The 16,350-nt window shown below is 72.2% G+C and carries 11 protein-coding genes; 3 read left to right on the top strand and 8 right to left on the bottom strand.

The genetic code is table 11. The features are described 5' to 3' along the window. Nucleotides 1–22 precede the first annotated feature (22 nt). Both HNP44_RS04670 and sigM read right to left on the bottom strand, forming a co-directional pair. The gene (locus HNP44_RS04670) at nt 23–637 is read right to left on the bottom strand and encodes a hypothetical protein (protein ID WP_259141714.1); all 615 of its coding nucleotides are present in this window, start codon (nt 635–637) and stop codon (nt 23–25) included. A gap of 114 nt (nt 638–751) precedes the next feature. Continuing rightward, nucleotides 752–1,384, bottom strand: coding sequence for an RNA polymerase sigma factor SigM (gene sigM, locus HNP44_RS04665; RefSeq protein ID WP_259141235.1), 633 nt, complete (start codon nt 1,382–1,384; stop codon nt 752–754). Between the two features lie 206 nt (nt 1,385–1,590). Here sigM and HNP44_RS04660 point away from each other — a divergent pair, with 206 nt between their 5' ends. After that, nucleotides 1,591–5,046 (top strand): bifunctional proline dehydrogenase/L-glutamate gamma-semialdehyde dehydrogenase, encoded by a 3,456-nt coding sequence (locus HNP44_RS04660; protein WP_259141236.1) that lies wholly within the window; start codon nt 1,591–1,593, stop codon nt 5,044–5,046. Nucleotides 5,047–5,065: 19 nt separating this feature from the next. Here HNP44_RS04660 and HNP44_RS04655 read toward each other — a convergent pair whose 3' ends face one another. Further along, complete coding sequence (locus HNP44_RS04655) at nt 5,066–5,668, bottom strand: DNA-3-methyladenine glycosylase I (RefSeq protein ID WP_259141237.1); 603 nt, start codon at nt 5,666–5,668, stop codon at nt 5,066–5,068. A 114-nt stretch (nt 5,669–5,782) separates the two neighbouring features. On the opposite strand from HNP44_RS04655, the gene HNP44_RS20790 reads away from it, so the two are divergent. Further along, on the top strand, nt 5,783–6,670 hold the full coding sequence (locus HNP44_RS20790) for a hypothetical protein (RefSeq protein WP_310437656.1): 888 nt from the start codon (nt 5,783–5,785) through the stop codon (nt 6,668–6,670). On the opposite strand, the gene HNP44_RS04645 is transcribed toward HNP44_RS20790, so the two are convergent. From HNP44_RS04645 to HNP44_RS04635, 3 genes are read right to left on the bottom strand one after another with little or no spacing between them, the layout of a single operon-like run. Then, entirely contained in the window at nt 6,642–10,328 is a 3,687-nt protein-coding gene (locus HNP44_RS04645; protein WP_259141238.1) for a murein biosynthesis integral membrane protein MurJ, read from the bottom strand. The genes HNP44_RS20790 and HNP44_RS04645 overlap by 29 nt on opposite strands. Next, entirely contained in the window at nt 10,325–12,796 is a 2,472-nt protein-coding gene (locus HNP44_RS04640; RefSeq protein WP_259141239.1) for a glycoprotein, read from the bottom strand. The genes HNP44_RS04645 and HNP44_RS04640 overlap by 4 nt, the downstream gene beginning before the upstream one ends. Beyond that, entirely contained in the window at nt 12,793–13,698 is a 906-nt protein-coding gene (locus tag HNP44_RS04635; protein WP_259141240.1) for an NUDIX hydrolase, read from the bottom strand. The genes HNP44_RS04640 and HNP44_RS04635 overlap by 4 nt, the downstream gene beginning before the upstream one ends. Nucleotides 13,699–13,773: 75 nt before the next feature. Between HNP44_RS04635 and HNP44_RS04630 the strand changes: the two genes are divergently transcribed. After that, the gene (locus HNP44_RS04630) at nt 13,774–15,246 is read left to right on the top strand and encodes a CCA tRNA nucleotidyltransferase (RefSeq protein WP_259141241.1); all 1,473 of its coding nucleotides are present in this window, start codon (nt 13,774–13,776) and stop codon (nt 15,244–15,246) included. Here the strand turns inward: HNP44_RS04630 and HNP44_RS04625 are convergent. Continuing rightward, complete coding sequence (locus tag HNP44_RS04625) at nt 15,243–15,746, bottom strand: hypothetical protein (protein ID WP_259141242.1); 504 nt, start codon at nt 15,744–15,746, stop codon at nt 15,243–15,245. The genes HNP44_RS04630 and HNP44_RS04625 overlap by 4 nt on opposite strands. Nucleotides 15,747–15,791: 45 nt before the next feature. After that, nucleotides 15,792–16,349, bottom strand: a complete 558-nt coding sequence (locus HNP44_RS04620; protein WP_259141243.1) for a hypothetical protein — start codon at nt 16,347–16,349, stop codon at nt 15,792–15,794. Between the last annotated feature and the right edge of the window lies 1 nt (nt 16,350).

Genomic DNA, 16,350 nt, shown 5'->3' with positions numbered 1-16,350 from the left:
TCCCGCGCCGCCTCCTCTCAGATTACGGCGTGGCCGCCCGCCCGGCCGCGTCGCCGGTGAGGACGCGGTCGACCAGCACCGACGAGGCCTCTCCCCGGGCGCATGCCGGGGTCACCGCGAGTAGCCGCAGGTCGCCCAGTCTGCCGCCCGGCAGGAGCAGCACCGTCGCCCGATCGCCCCGTACATGGACGAGCCCCGCGCCGAGCAGGGTCCGTTGCAGCGCGGGCACGGACGCGGCGTCGAGGCAACGGGAGAGCGCCGCGCCGTCGGCGAAGGGGCCGCGGTCGCCGCCCGGCGTCGCGGCCGCGAGGAGCACCCCGGTCTCCGGCTCCCCGGGCGCGTCCCGGACGGTGCTCAGTGCGGCGGTGACCGCCAACACCCCGACGACGGCCGCTACGGCCGTCAGGGAGTAGCGGAGCCGGCGACGGGGCAGGACCGGAGGCCGAGCGGCGCGGATCGCGGCCGAGATCCGGCGGTCACCGAGCGGGGAGTCAGGACTGAATCCGTCCGGCGCGGCCCACTGCGCGAACGTGCGGTCGCGGTACTCCGCCAGCGCCGCGTCGAGCCGCGCCTCCTGCGCGCGACTGAGCGGCCGGCCGTCGTCCTCGCCGTCCGCCGGCGGTACTGCCTTCCCCATCGGAAACCTCCCCTCATGAATTGGACGCACCAGCCCGCCGATCGGTTCCCACCGATTTCAATATTTGTTGTGCGGTACGCGAAAGGCCCGCTCGTGGGGGTGGGAACGGACTGATCAGCGCAGCAGGCGCTCGAGCCGGACGCGGGCCCGCGCCCGACGGCTTTTGACCGTGCCCGGCGCGACGCCGAGCTGCTCTGCGGCCTGGGTGACGGATAGCCCGTACATGTCGACGGCGACCACCGCGGCCCGCTGGTCCTCCGGCAGCATCCGTAGCGCGGCCTCCACCGAGAGACGACGGTCCAATTCCTCCGCGCCGCGGCCCTCGTCCGAAGCGAGGCCGCTCAGGTCGTCGGGCATGGGCAGGGACGTGCGCACCTGGTTGCGCCGCGCACGGTCCAGGCACGCGTTGACGACGATGCGGTGCAGCCAGCTCCCCACCTTGCAGTCCCCGCGGAAGCTCGGCGAGAGCTGAAAAGCCCGCAGCATGGCGTCCTGCAGGCAGTCCTCGGCGTCCGCGTAGTCGCGAATCGTGCGCAGCGCTGTCGCCCGCAGCTGGCGCGCGTGCCGCTCGAAGAGCTCCGCGAAGGCGTCGCCGTCGCCGCGGGCCGCATCGGCCAGCAGCTTCTCGTCGGAAACCGGAGAGCGCCCGGTGCCCGACGGAGGTGTGCACGTGGCCTCGTGCGGCGTTTCGGTCACCGGATCCCCCGACCCGGCGGACCGCGAGATGGTGTTCCCCCACTCGGTCATGCACGGCATCGTAGAGGCGGCCAGTGCCGGTTCAGCACGTTTCTTTGCTATTCAATCATCGACATGGAATCCCCGAACGGATTTGCGATAGCGCATAGGGGTCGCGGAATTCCTGTGAGCGGTATTACACTCGGGTACAGGCCAGGTGGCGCACCCGTCGCTGTGGAATCTCCAATTCACTGCGCGAGCTACTCAGGAGGCCTTTCATGGTCGATTCGTCACGTCTGTCCACTCCCCTGCCATCCGCCGGTTCCCCCGGTGCGCACGCCGCAGATCCCAGCGATACCCGCATCGCGGACACCGCCGTCGCCCGCGCGCAGCGGTGGCTGCGGACGAGCCGCGGCCCCCGCCCTTCCGAGGTCGGCCGCCGGGAGGCCGCCGCCACCTCCAGCCTCGCGGCATTGCTGCACGATCCGAGCGGCGTCGAGTTCACCATGGGGTTCGTCGACCAGGTGGCGCGCCCCGAGGACGACCGGGTCGCGGCGAAGGCGCTGCGGCGTCTCGTCTCTCCCGCCGCGGGCGGCGCACCCGGGCGCGCCTTCATGAGCCCCGTCGACGCGGCACTGCTGCGCGCGGGCACGGTCGCCGCGGGGATCGCACCGTCGATCGCGATGCCCGTCGCGCGGCTGCGGCTGCGGCAGCTGGTGGGCCACTTGGTCTTCGATGCCGACGGTGACCACCTGCAGCGGCGCCTGCGCCGTGCCCGCGAGACGGGGGTGCGGCTCAACCTCAACCTGCTCGGCGAGGCGGTGCTGGGACAGGGCGAGGCAGATCGCCGGCTTGCTCGCACGCACGAGCTGCTCGCCGACCCGTCCGTGGACTACGTCTCCATCAAGGTCTCGTCCGTGGTCGCTCAGCTCGTCCCGTGGGACCTCGAGGGCAACCGCGATCGGATCATCGAGCGGCTGCGTCCCCTGTACCGGACGGCCCGCGACGGTGGGAAGTTCGTCAACCTCGACATGGAGGAGTACAAGGATCTGCACCTGACGATAGAGGTGTTCACCGCCCTGCTCGACGAGCCCGAATTCCGTTCCCTCACCGCGGGAATTGTCCTGCAGGCCTACCTGCCGGACTCGATGGGAGCCCTCGCTCGGCTCACCGGATTCGCGCGCCGCCGCGTCGCCGCCGGCGGCGCCCCGATCAAGGTACGGCTGGTCAAGGGCGCCAACCTCGCCATGGAGCGGGTGGACGCCGAGGTGCACGACTGGCCGCTCGCCACGTATGGAAGCAAGGCCGACGTTGACGCGAACTATCTGCGCATGGTGGACACCGCGCTGTGCTCGGCGAACGCGGACGCGCTCCGTATCGGCGTCGCCTCTCAGAACCTGTTCTCGGTGGCCTACGCGGTGGAGCTGGCGCAGCAGCGGCACGTGCAGCGCCAGTTGGATATCGAGATGCTGCAGGGCATGGCCCCCATGGAGGCCGCCGCGGTCCGCGCCGACGTCGGATCGCTCATCCTCTACACACCCGTGGTGCACTCCGGCGACTTCGACGTCGCGGTCAGTTACCTCGTGCGCAGGCTCGAGGAGAACGCTTCCAGCGACAACTTCCTGTACTCCATGTTCAGCCCCGAACCCGGTGCGATCACGTTGGAGGAGGAGCGGTTCCGCACCGCCCTAGCCCGACGTGCCGCCGTGCAGGACGGCCCGAACCGGGTGCAGGACCGGGCGGCAGCGACCGAAGCCCCGGGCGATGGGCCGTTCGTCGGCGAGCCCGACACGGACCCTGCCACGCCCGCGAACCGCGCGTGGGCCCGCGCCGCCCTCGCGGCTCCGGACACCGTTGAACCGCCCGCGCGGGTGAAGGATCCGACCGCCGTCGACGCGGCCGTCGCGACCGCGCTGACGGCGCAACGGGACTGGGCCGCTCTTCCCGCGGCCGAGCGCGCGGCGCTGCTGCATCGCGCCGCGGACGAGCTGGCCCGCCGCCGGGGCGAGCTGCTCACCGTCATGTCCTACGAGGCGGGCAAGACTGTCGCCGAGGCGGACCCGGAGATCTCCGAGGCCATCGACTTCGCCCGCTACTACGCGCAGAGCGTTCTGGACCTGCGCGACGACGAGGCCTCCTTCACCCCGCATCGGCTCGTCGTGGTCACGCCACCGTGGAACTTCCCGGTCGCGATCCCCCTCGGCGGCGTGCTCGCGGCCCTCGCCGCGGGCGCCGCCGTGATCATCAAGCCCGCGCCCCAGGTGATCCGCTGCGGCACCGCGGCGATCGCCGCCCTGCACGCCGCTGGCGTGCCGGCCGGCCTCGTGCAGCTCGTCAACGCCGACGAGGCGGACGCAGGGCGCCGCCTGATCACCCACCCCGACGCCGACGCCGTGGTGCTCACCGGCGCGAGCGAGACCGCGGCCCTGTTCCGCGGCTGGCGGCCCGAACTCGAGCTGCTCGCCGAGACCTCCGGCAAGAACGCGATGATCGTCACGCCGGCCGCCGACCCCGACCTGGCGGTGAACGACCTGGTGCGCAGCGCCTTCGGCCACGCGGGGCAGAAGTGCTCCGCGGCGTCGCTGGGGATCCTGGTCGGTAGCGTCGGCTCGTCGAAGCGGTTCCTCGGCCAGCTGCAGGACGCGGTGCGGACCCTCGTCGTGGGCGAGGGGCACGACCTCGGCACCATGGTGGGCCCGCTCATCGAGCCCGCCGCCGGTAAGCTGCTGCGCGGCCTCACCGAACCCGGCCCGGGCGAGCGGTGGCTCGTGGAGCCGCGTCGGATCGACGAGGCCGGCCGGTTCTGGTCGCCCGGTGTGCTCGACGGTGTCGCCGAGGGCAGCTGGTTCCACACCACCGAGCTGTTCGGACCGGTGCTCGGCATCATGCGCGCCGCGACGCTCGACGAGGCGTTGCGCCTGCAGAACTCGACCGGCTACGGCCTCACCGCCGGGCTGCACAGCCTCGATCCCGACGAGATCGACCACTGGCGCGAGAAGGTGGAGGCGGGCAACCTCTACATCAACCGGCACATGACCGGCGCGATCGTGCAGCGGCAGTCCTTCGGCGGCTGGAAGCGCTCCGCGATCGGCCCCGGCGCGAAGGCGGGAGGCCCGAACTACGTCGCCCAGTTCGGCCGCTGGGCCGACACCGCGGTGCCCACCGCACCCGAGGTCGCACCCACGGTCTTCAGCGAGCGGATCATCACGGCCGCCGGAGAGCTCGCCTCCGAGGACGCGCTCTGGCTGCACGCCGCCGCCGCGTCCGACGAGCGCGCATGGAACACCGAGTTCGGCGTCGAGCACGACCCCACCGGCCTGGTCAGCGAGACGAATGTCTTCCGGTACCGGCCGCTCCCCCACCTGGAGGTGCGCGTGGGCGCCGGGGCCCGCCCGCGCGACCTGATGCGGCTGCAGCTGGCCGCCGCTCGCACCGGCACGCGGCTCGACGTCACCGTGAGCCCGGAGGCCCCGTCGATGCCCTTCGAGGCTCCGGTGCACACCGCCCGGGACTACGCCGATGGTCTGGCCGGTCGCGCGGAGCCGGTCCGGATCCGCGTGCTGGGCGCGCCGGAACCGGAGGTGGCGGCCGCGGCTGCCGAGCACGGCCACAGTGTGCTCCGCGGGCCGGTGCTGCTCTCCGGCCGCCGCGAGCTGCTCAGCGTGCTGCGCGAGCAGGCGGTGAGCACCACTCGGCATCGCTACGGGCACCTCGCCGGCGGGACGGGCCACTAGGCGCGGCCGCCGGACGGCGTCACTCCCTCCACACCCCCGAGGTGCCGCGCCGGTGGCTGTCGACGAGGTGGTCGTCGACGATGCCCACCGCCTGCATCAGCGCGTACATAGTGGTGGGCCCCACGAACCGGAAACCCCGGCGGCGCAACTCCTTCGAGAGCGCCACCGACTCCGGTGACGTGGCGGCGACCTCCGCCATCGTGCGCGGTGCGGGGGTGCGGTCGGGCCGGAAGGACCACACCAGGTCGACGAGACCGCCGTCCTCCCGCAGGGCGACCACGGCCCGGGCGTTGCCGATCGTGGCCTCGATCTTCTGCCGGTTGCGGATGATCCCCGCGTCGGCCAGCAGACGCTCGACGTCGCCCTCGTCGAACCCCGCCACCACGTCGGGCTCGAAGCCCGCGAAGCCCGCGCGGAACGCCGGGCGCTTGCGCAGCACCGTCGCCCACGATAGGCCCGCCTGGAAGCCTTCCAGGGCGATCCGCTCGAAGAGCCCCCGTTCGTCGCGGATGGGCATGCCCCATTCGGTGTCGTAGTATTCGCGCAGCAGCCCGTCGGCCGCCCATGCGGGCCGGGCCAACCCGTCCTCGCCGATCACCACACCGTCGGTCGGTTCCGTCATCTCGTTCCCCCTCGAATCGAGCGCGCCCGGGGGGCGCCGTCTTCGCACCGTAGAGCACGGCACCGACAAGTCCGCGACAAGCGCGCGTTCAGCCCCGTGGACGAGGATCCGGTCATGTCCGACAGTGCCGTGCCGCTCCGGCTCATCCGCGCCCGCTGGCGCCTGCTCGCGGCCGCGCAGCCCGTGCTCGCCGCCGCCGGAGCGCCGCTGCCCTTCCGCGTCACCGTCGACGGAGGCGAGCGGGGCGTGGCTCGGTACGACGCCTCGTCGACGGCGGGTGCGACGCTCGCCTGGTTCGGGCCCGACCGGGCCGTGCTGTCCTGCGGAGACCTCGGCTGGCGCGTTCCGGGCGCCCCGGGACCCGCGGAGCGCATCGCCGGCGGTCCGCCGTGGCTCGAACACGTCGCGATCCTCGATCACCGCATCAGTGCCGGACGGTACGCGTGGACCGGGGTCTGGGACGACGCGGCCTTCGCCACGGCCGAGGATCCGCTGCCGGGCGCGCCGCTTCCCCCAGTAGGCACGTCCGCGGAGGTGGCGACCGCGCTCGGAGGACGACTCGAGCACGACGAGGCGCTGCATCACCTGGTGCGGATGTGCGAGTACGAGTGGCTCGACGCCGCCTCCTGGTGGGCCGCGTTCGGTTCGCTCGCGCCGGAGCGCCTCGTCGACGAATCATGGAGCGAGCTCAAGGAATCCGGTCTGACCCGGTGGACGGGTGAGGGGCCCAGGTATGACGGGGTGCCCGGGCGCACCCCTGAGCAGGCGCTGGTCGCCGCCGCGGACCACGCCCGCTCCCGCGGGCTGCAGATCCCGGAGGAAGTGCGGGTGGAAGCGGCGCTCCGCACGCGCACTGGGTGGGTCGTGCGGTTTCTCGACTATCGGGACGTGGGAACTGCTCGGCCGCTGGTGATCTCGGTACCGGACGAGGGGCCGGCGAGCGTCGGGGCCGCGACGGCCGATGCCGCGTACGTCAGGAGCCCTGGAACGACACCTGGTTGATCGTGGAGTACCAGTCGTTGCCGGACTGCTTGGTCAGCCCGGTGATCCAGACCAGCACGTAGCGGGCGCGCGGCGCCACGGTGCTCACGTGGAAGTCGTTGGAGCCCGCGCGCAGCGAGCCGGACCACACCAGCGAGGTGTCGTCCAGTGACGTGACGGTGTCCTTCGTGGAGGTGCGCACCTCCACGGTGGTGCCGGCGCTGGGCGAGACGATGGTGCCGCGGGTCAGCGAGACGGCCTTGTCCAGCGTCACCAGGAAGCCGACGCCCTTCTTGAGATTGCCGAAGACCGGGCCGGCCTTGTAGGTATCGGTCTTCCACGGCGGGTTCTTGCCGGTGAGCACGTTCGCCAGATTGGTCGCCGGGTCCTTCGAGGAGGAGAAGTCCACGAGCGCGACATCGGTTGCCTTCACCGGTGACCCGACGCCGGGAGCCGGTGCGGGAGCAGCGCTCCCGCCCGCGGTCGCGCTGGAGGTGTACAGCGAGCCGACGCCCGATTGGGTGTCCTTGCCGCCGGTGAGGCTGCTGATCAACAGCGTGAGCCCGATGATCACGAGCAGCGCCACCGCGCAGGCCGCGATCACCAGCAGCGGCACGTTCTTCTTGCCGCCCGAGATACGCTGCAGCAGAGGCTGCTTCGACTGGATGCGCTTGACCGGCGTCGGCTGCTGATCCAGCGGTACGGCAGGCTGGGCGGGACGCGCGGCGGCTGCCGGGGACTGGCGCGGCGCCTCCCGGGGGGCCTCCTCTCGCACGGGTGCGAGCAGGTCCGTCTTCACGTCCACCACGGAGGCCTGGTCCAGCAGCTGCTGTACGGTGGCCGCGGTGCGGATGCCCTGCCCACCCTCGAGCGTGCGGGTCGCGACCGCGGAGATCTCGAACGGGATGTCGCGCTTGGCGTCCCGCGGTTCCACCGGGTTTCCGTTCGCGTCAGCGTCCGCTTGCTGGATCCCGGCGACGGTGCCCGTCCCGGTGGTCACGATGCGGCCCGTCGCGTCGTCGAGCGGCCACCGCTCCAGCAGTAGTGCGTAGAGCACGGCACCGAGGCCGCGGACGTCCGACTCCTTCGAGGCATCCGCGAGGGTGCCGGGGAAGGCGAGGAAGGCGTGGCCGTCCTGCGAGATGCGCACGCGGTCAGGGTGGTCGATCGACAGGGCGGCACCGGCGCGGTGCGCGCCTTCCGCGGCGCCCGCGAGGGCGCGGACGGCCTTCGCCGCGCCGATCGCCGACGGATGCGTACCGGCCACGTCGGCGAGCGAGCTACTGGGAATCCACTCGGCCACCACGATGCCGCCGGAGCTGCCGCGCACCACGTCGAGTACGCGGGCCAATCCGTTCGAGTGCACGCGACCCAGGCGCAGGGTGCGGGAGAGGATGGACTGCGGGCCCTCGCCGCGCAGGCTGATCTGCGCTCCGCGCTCGGGAACGGGCGCGGTCTGCTCCGAATCGACGAAGGTCAGGGCCACGTCGCGGTCGAGGTTGATATCGCGCGCCTGCCAGAACTGGAGCCCGCGGATGCCGCCGAAGTGCTCGATGAGGCGGTACCGGCCGCCCGCGACGACCGCGCCGGGAATCAGCTCGGGACCGCGCGGGGCGTCGTCCCACGCCCCAGGATCGGCGGGCTCGGGCACTGCCGGGAGGCCCGCCTGCTGCGCCGGGGGCTGGGACGGCAGTCGCATCTGACCGGTGCTGGGTGCCTCGTGGCCGGGCATGCGTGCGGAGTCGTCCTCGGTCACTGCGAATGCTCCTCTTCTGCGGTATCGAAGGCCCGTGGTCGGTAGTTCTGCGCTCGCCCGCGGGCGCCGGGGAACATGGCTTTGACCAGCATACGGGAGGCCGATGTCGTCGGCGATCCGCGGCAGCTGGGCGGTGATCTCCTCGCGCCGGAGGCTCGCGTAGGCCTCCAGTTCGTCGAGCCGCATCTCCCGGGTGTCCGGGGCACGGGAGTCCGCGCGCTCCGGTTCCGACGGTGCGCTTGGCCGTAGGCCCGGGACGAACCGGGCCGCGATGCGCCGTAGAGGTGCCAGGATCGCCAGCACGTCCGGTACTCGCCACAGGGCGAGCAGCGCGTAGATCAACGTCATGCAGAGGATGCCTGCGATTGCAAGGTACAGCAGTGCGCCGGCGGGCCCGCTGCGATCGATCGCCTTGAGCACGTCGAGCCGCATGACGAGATAGATCGTCACGGTGACCAGCACGGATACGGTCGTGGTCTGGACCAGAGTGCGGGCGACGTTCGTCAGGTGCAGCGGGCCGAGCGTGCGGCGCAGTAGGTACCAACCCATGATCGCGCCGGCGGTGTACGCCAGGCCGCGGGCGGTGCCGACGAACTCGACGATCCGGTGGTCGTCCTCCACGAACACCGGTACCAGGTACGACAGCACGATCTGCACGGCGACGATCGCGACCACGATCCCCGTCGGGATCCAGGCGCGCTCCTGGGCGTAGAAGACCCTGAGGTGGATGAGCACCATCGCGTAGGGGACCAGCACGAACGCGGAGAACGAGATCGCGGTGCCCAGGAAGTTGGCGTCATCCTGGGAGAATTGGCCGAAGTTGAACAGCGCGCGGCCGATGGAGGGCCCGAAGACCGTCATGAAGGCCACGATCGGGATCAACGCCACCATCGTCAGGCGCGTCGCCACGGAGAGGTCATCGAGGACCGCATTGCGGTTGCCGTCTGCCGCATTGCGCGACAGCCGCGGCATCACCGCGGTCAGCAGGGCTACGCCGATGACGCCGTAGGGCAGCTGGAGCACCATCCACGCGTACTGGTAGATCGCGGGGCCGCCGTCGGAGGCGTGCGAGAGGATCGGCGTCACGGCGTACCAGCCGGCCTGCGAGATGAAGACGTAGGTGACGATCGCGATGCCCATGGTGCCGAAGTGCTTGAGCCGGCTGTCGACGCCCCAGCGCAGGCGGAGCTTGATTCCGGAGCGGCGCATGGCAGGGATCTGGATCAGTGCCTGCAACACCACACCCAGCGTGCTGCCGATGCCCAGGACCAGGAGCTTGGGCTGCCCCATCGCGGTCGGGTTCAGGGTCAGCTCTCCGGGCATGAGGTAGAAGGTCACCAGGGTCGCGATCTGCACGCTGTTGCAGGCGACTGGCGCCCACGCACCGGGTTTGAACTCATCGCGAGTGTTGAGCATCGCCGTGAACAGCGCGGAGAGGCCGTAGAACATCAACTGCGGCAGGAACATGATGACCAGCGCCTGGGTCAGGCCCTCGTCGACCTTGGAGCCCCCGACCAGCAGGCCCACGAGGACCGGCGACAGAGCGAGCGAGACGACCAGAGCGACGCCGAGGATCGTGAGTGAGAGCGTGAAGAGACGCTCGAAGAAGGCCTGCCCGCGGTCCCTGTCTTCCATCTCCGCCCGGACCAGCACGGGAATGACCAGAGCGGTGAGGACCTGCCCGAGGACGAGCTCGGAGACCTGCTGCGGCATTGCGTTGGCGATGCTGAACGCGGAGGCGACGGCCGGCCCGAGGATGGCCGCGAGTAGCACGGTACGCAGGAATCCGGTGACGCGGGAAGTGAGCGTGGCGACGGCGACCGAGCCGGTGGAGCGCAGGAGGGAAGCGGTACCGCCGCCGTCCTTCCCGCCGGCGGCGGGAGTGCTGCTCGGCGGGATGTGCCGGGGCTCGGCGCGGCTCATGTGTCCTTCGGTTCCGGGTTCTCGTGTGTAGCAGGTGGTCGATGTGCAGCGTAACTGTTCGCGATCCGCTTCTCGTGGTCGTCCGCGGGGGGACGGTCGGCGTCTGCGGGGTCGGGACGGCCGCGGAACCGGCGCCACAGGCGCCGCCCGGCAAGGACGACCAGCAGTATCCCCACCCCGCATGTGATCCAGAACAGTGATTTGCCGTACGCATTGGAGTGCACGGAGACGGAGATCGGATCGCCCAGCGGCATGTTGCTGCTCGATCGCAGGGTCAGCTGCACGGAGATCTGCCGCGAGTAGTCGACGGTGGTCGGTAGTTCGATCTGCCGCGTGCCGCGCGCGGGCAGCTCCTGCACCTCGGAGGCGTCGATGGTCACGCCCTGGGGGGCGGACCAGTCGATGACGGTGCGGATCGGCAGCGGCAGGTCGTTGCGCGCGACGATGAGCAGCGGCGACTTGTCCGAGGCCAGGGTGTACGCGCCGCCGGGGCTGACGAAGCGCACCGAGGCGAGCTGGGCCGTCATTGACGCCCGCGCGGCCGTGAGCCGGATGGAGGCGTCACCGTCGACCGCCTGCCGCGACGGTGCCCAGCGCAGCGCGCGCACAGCGTCCTCCCGCAGCGGTGAGGTGTACATGCGGGGCGTGAGCGAGGTCTTCGGCAGCGGGAGGAGGGCAGCGCCCAGCTGGTCGACCTGTCGTACGTGCGCGGCGGCAGCCGTGACGATCCGGTCAGGCACCCGCGAGGCCGTCGACTCGGGCGGCTGCCGCAACGTCCAGGGCGCCGCGTTGCGCACCGGGTCGCGCCCCGTCGACTGGGCGGAGGCGACGACGTCGCGGAACGTGCGGGGACCGGCGAGGCCGGCCCCGAACTGGGCGGAGACGGCGTCGAGGACCGCGCGCGCATCGTCGGGGCCCGCGGCCCACACCTGGGGCGGCACGATCAGCGTGGATCGGCCGGTCACCCGCGCGACGGGGTCGTTGGCGGTGCTCGCCGCCCACCCGTCGGGCGGGGCGTAGCGCTGGGTCGGGTCGAGCGCGGCCGCGGTCACGGCGCCGACCGCCGCCTGTCGCCGCATGGCCGCCGACTCCTCGGACATGGAGAACGTCGACGAGCTGGGCACCGTGCCCGTCGGGCCGGGGGCGACGCCGTCCTCGGCGCCGTCGGAGGTCTTCCCCATCGCGGCGAGCGCAGCGGAGACGCTCGGGTCGAAGACGGCGGCGCCGATGCCCTGCCCCACCGGGACGATGCCCGACGGGGTGCCGGCGCCGCGGTCGGGGGCCCGCACCGCGGTCGCGGCAACGACGGTGGCAGCGACGTCGGAGGCCCGGAGTTGCCGGGCACCGTCGGACAGGAGGACCCCGGAGGTCGGGATCGCGACGCCCCGCACGGACTGCACGCCGAGGATCGAGTCGATGACGTCGGACGGGGTGTCGAGCGCGGCGCGCTGCAGCGAGGGCTCGGCGGAGCGACCGAGGGCCTCGAGGTCGACCTGGCCGAAGGGCAGCGCGACCACGCAGGAGTCGGCGGCGACGCGCCGCAGCTTCTCCAACCAGGCGCTCGCCTCGTCGCTGCCGGTGCCGGGAGCACTGGGGCCGCGCGGGTCGGAGGGATTGCGGGAGACGCGGTACGGCGCGGTCATCGCCTGGACAGTGACCAGCAGGTCGGGGTCGATCGCGAGGCAGGCGGCCGTTCGTAGGGCGGTGCGCCGCGGATCGGGGCCGCGGGTCGCGTCCTCGTAGGCCGACAGCAGGCCGTCGAGCCGGCCGCCCTCGCCCAGCGACCCGGCGAGCGCGTCGTCCACCAGCCGGACCGGAGTGTCGCCGCCGCCGGGCACGCCGCCCGCGAGCTTCGGATTGTCGGCCAGTGGCCACAGGAGCGTGACCTGCGCGGGTGAGGTCGTGACGGCCTTGTCGACGCCGCCCGGGGTGTCGGCGCCACCGTCGGGCAGGCCGAGGACGGGCAGCAGGGTCCGCGAATCGTCGAGCCGCGCGGCGCCGCCGTACGCGGGCTTGCCGTTGAGATTGAGCAGCAGCGGGTAGACGCCCGGCCGGTCGATGCCGAGGGTGGCGCCGCGCGTCGTGGGCGAGGGCCGCACGGGGATGGCGACGTTGAAGGAGGTCTTCTCCCCCGGTTTGAGCACCTTCGAGACCGGCTCGAACCGGCCCAGGGTGTCGTAGACGTTGTTGTCGGCCACCAGGTCGGAGCGCAACTGGGCGGACGTCGACACCGCCGGCGCCCGCTGGATCCGCAGGTCCAAGTCACTCACGTCGCGGTCGCCGAAGTTCTCGACACTGCCGCGCACTACCACCTCGTTCGGAGAGGTGTCCGTGATCCGCGAGGTGACCTCGTCGACGGTGATCCGTACGAACTGCGCGTCCGGAAGGCCGGCCCCGCTCGGCGCGGGCAGGCCGGTGATCGCGATCAGGAGCGTCAGCACGCACAGCAGGCGGGCCGACCGGGTCACGTCTGACCGCTCCCGCCACCACCGCCGCGGCGCCCGCGGGAGCGCCTGCCACCGCGCCGGCGGCGCGGCTTCGGCGGATCGTTGCGGACGGCGTTGCGCTCGGCCGCGGCGCGCTCGTACGCCGTGGGCTCGCTGCGCGGGGCGGCGGCCAACCGGGTGGCCAGCTCGTCCGGGTCAGCGGTCAGGTCGTCGATGACGGTGCGCGCGGTGGCAACGAGTTTGCGCTCGTCGGAGTAGGTGAGCCGGGTCTGAAGCTCGGCCAGCGGCACCCACGCCACCTCGGAGACCTCGTAGTCCTCGGTCGAGAGGTCGCCGCTCTGCCAGGACAGCAGGAAGTGGTGCACCGTCTTGTGCACGCGGCGGCCCTCGACGGCGAACCAGTAGTCGATCTTGCCGATCGGAGCCAGCACGGAGCCGGTGAGGCCCGTCTCCTCGGCGACCTCGCGGATCGCGGTGAGCTCGGCGGTCTCGCCCGTCTCGATGTGTCCCTTCGGGAGCGACCACAGAGTGCGGCCCCGGCGGTCGACGCGCCCGATGAGCGCGGCCCGCAGCTCGGCGGCACCGTCGAGCCCGGCGACGACAAGGCCGCCCGCCGAGGTCTCGCGAACCGTCCGGATGCGCGGGTCGGGGCGGGCCCGCCCGGGCACGGGACGCTTGGCCTTGGTGGTCGGTGTGCCCTGCTTACGGGCGGGCTTCGCGGCCGGGGCGGGCTCCGACGGTGCGCCGGCGGCCTCCGGTGTCGCTTGCTGATCAGTGACGGCCGAGAGTTGGCCGCGGCCGCGCCCACGGCCTCCGCGCCGTCGCCGGCGCCGCGGCCGGGATGGAGTTCCGCCAGCGGAGTCGCCGACGGGCCCCGGGCGCTGCGGGCGGCCCGAGGAGTCGGCGGATTCGGCGGAGGTCACCCCCCGATGCTACTGGCCGGTTGCGCTCCCATACGCCACCGTCGCGTTTTCCCCCCGGCAGTAGACTGGTCGGTCGTGACCGAAAGCTCCCCCGCCGGCCCGGCGGACGTGCGTGCCGAACGCCGTACCCGACTGCTGGCGGCGGCGCACATCTCGCTGCGCGAATTGTCCGACGTCCTCGCCCCGCTGGGCGCACGGTTCGCCGACGCGGGCCACGAGCTGTACCTCGTGGGCGGTTCCGTGCGCGACGCGCTGCTCGGCCGCCTGACGACCGATCTGGACTTCACCACGGACGCCCGGCCCGAACAGGTCCAGGCGCTGCTCCGCGGCTGGGCCGACGCGATGTGGGACACCGGCATCGAGTTCGGCACCGTCAGCGCCGCCTTCGCCGACCAGCTGATCGAGATCACCACATACCGCGCCGAGGCCTACGACCGGGTCACCCGCAACCCCGTTGTGAAGTTCGGCGAGAACCCGCGCGACGACCTGGTGCGCCGCGACTTCACCATCAACGCGATGGCCGTGCGGATCGGGCGCGACGGCGCCGAGGACTTCCAGGACCCGCTGAACGGCCTCGACGCTCTGCTCGCGGGCGAGATCGACACGCCCGCGACGCCCGAGGAGTCCTTCTCCGACGATCCGCTGCGCATGCTCCGCGCCGCCCGCTTCGTCTCCCAACTGGGCTTCTCCGTCGCCGAACGGGTGCAGCGCGCCATGACCGACATGGCGCCCGAGCTCGACCGGATCACCGCAGAGCGGGTACGGGCCGAGTTGGACAAGCTGATCCTGGGCGCGCACCCCGTCGACGGGATCGTGCTGCTCGTTGACACGGGGCTGGCCGAGCGCGTGATCCCGGAGATTCCGGGCATGAAGCTCGCGATCGATGAGCACCACCAGCACAAGGACGTCTTCTGGCACTCGATGACCGTGCTGCAGCAGGCCATCGACCTCGAGGACTCCGATCCCGATCTCATCCTGCGGTGGGCCGCGCTGCTGCACGACATCGGGAAGCCCGACACCCGCCGGCACGAGCCGAACGGCGGCGTCTCCTTCCACCACCACGAGGTGGTCGGCGCGAAGATGGTCCGCCGGCGCATGCGGGCCCTGGCCTACCCGAAGGCCGTGACCGAGGACGTCGCGCAGCTGGTGTTCCTGCACCTGCGCTTCCACGGCTACGGCGACGGCCAGTGGACGGATTCCGCGGTCCGCCGCTACGTCACCGACGCGGGGCCGTTGCTCTCCCGGCTGCACAAGCTGGTCCGCGCCGACTGCACGACCCGCAACAAGCGGCGCGCGGCGCGGCTGCAGGCCACCTACGACGGGCTGGAGCGCCGGATCGACGCCATCGCGGCGAAGGAGGACCTCGCGCGGGTCCGTCCCGACCTCGACGGCAACGCGATCATGGAGCTGCTGGGGCTGCAGCCGGGCCCGGATGTCGGCGCGGCGTGGAAGTTCCTCAAGGAGCTGCGCCTGGACCGCGGCCCCCTTGATCGTGACGAGGCCGAGGCCGAGCTGACGAGGTGGTGGGCGGAGCGCCAGGGTTCCTAGCGGGGCTCGGTGTACGGGGTGCGCGGGCCGGGAATCGCGGCGATCCGCTTGTCCAACTCGCTCGGCAGCGTGGACAACGCCGGCCATCCGCGCGGCTCCGGGTTGTCGACGGTGGCCTTGAGCACGGCGCCGTCGGTGGTGCGCACGGTGGCGGAGACGATCCAGCCGTCGAAGATCTGCGCCTTCCGGTCGTACTGCGGCTGATTGCGCAGCACGCGCTCGGTGATCGCGCGCAGGTCCGCAACGTCGGCGGGCTTGCCGCGGAGTTCGACGAGCTTCGACCCGGGCGCGACGGCCTTGGTGACGATGCGCCCGTCCGCGTAGACGGTGGTCCGCGGTGGGGCCTCGCTGACGAGGAAGACCGTGGTCCGCACGTCGACGACCACAGTGTTCCCCGGCATCGGTGCGGGCGTGGGCGCCGCAGCCGCGGGGCCCGTTGCTGCGATCAGCGACGTGGTGAGCAGGGCGGCCGCCGTGGCGGTCCGGAGGGTCTTCCGCATGCGGCCAGCGTATCCGCCGCGCACACCACGCGAAAGATCTGATTACTACTGCTGCAGATCGGTCGCGCCGTCCGCCGTACCGTCGCCGTCGGTGTCGAAGAGCAGGACGTCGGGCGCACCGTCGGCGTCCGTATCGGCGACGGCCTGCCGGGCCGGCTGCCCCGGTTCCGCAGACACGGGCACGACCCGCACCGGCTTGTCCGGCCCGGGGGCCTGCACGCCCGTGACGCCGGGGATGGGGCACGCCGACGGTGCCGCTCGCGCCGGTGTGCCTGCGGCTCCGGGCAGCCCGTTGTGGACATGATCGGGCCGGGCGTCAGCCCCGACCCCCCGCCCCACCGGGCCCGCGCCGGGCGCCTGCGTGGATTCCGCCCAGCGGCCCGAGCCGTCGTCGCGGAAGGTGGCCTCACGGGTCCCGTCGTCGTCGAGATCGAGTGCGGCCACATCCGCCCGGCCATCCCCGTCGAGATCGACCATCGCGTCGTCGATCCGGCCGTCACCGTCGAAGTCGAGCAGCACCGAACCCAGCGCACCGGGCGAGGTCCAGCGGGTGAGATGGCCCTCGCCGTCGCCGAACCAGTACTCGATCAGTTCGTCCCCCATG

It is taken from the genome of Tsukamurella ocularis, assembly GCF_024807615.1.
GTDB classification, from domain to species: Bacteria; Actinomycetota; Actinomycetes; order Mycobacteriales; family Mycobacteriaceae; genus Tsukamurella; species Tsukamurella ocularis.
Note: the sequence above shows the minus strand (reverse complement) of the source record. Positions and strands in the feature narration are given on the sequence as shown.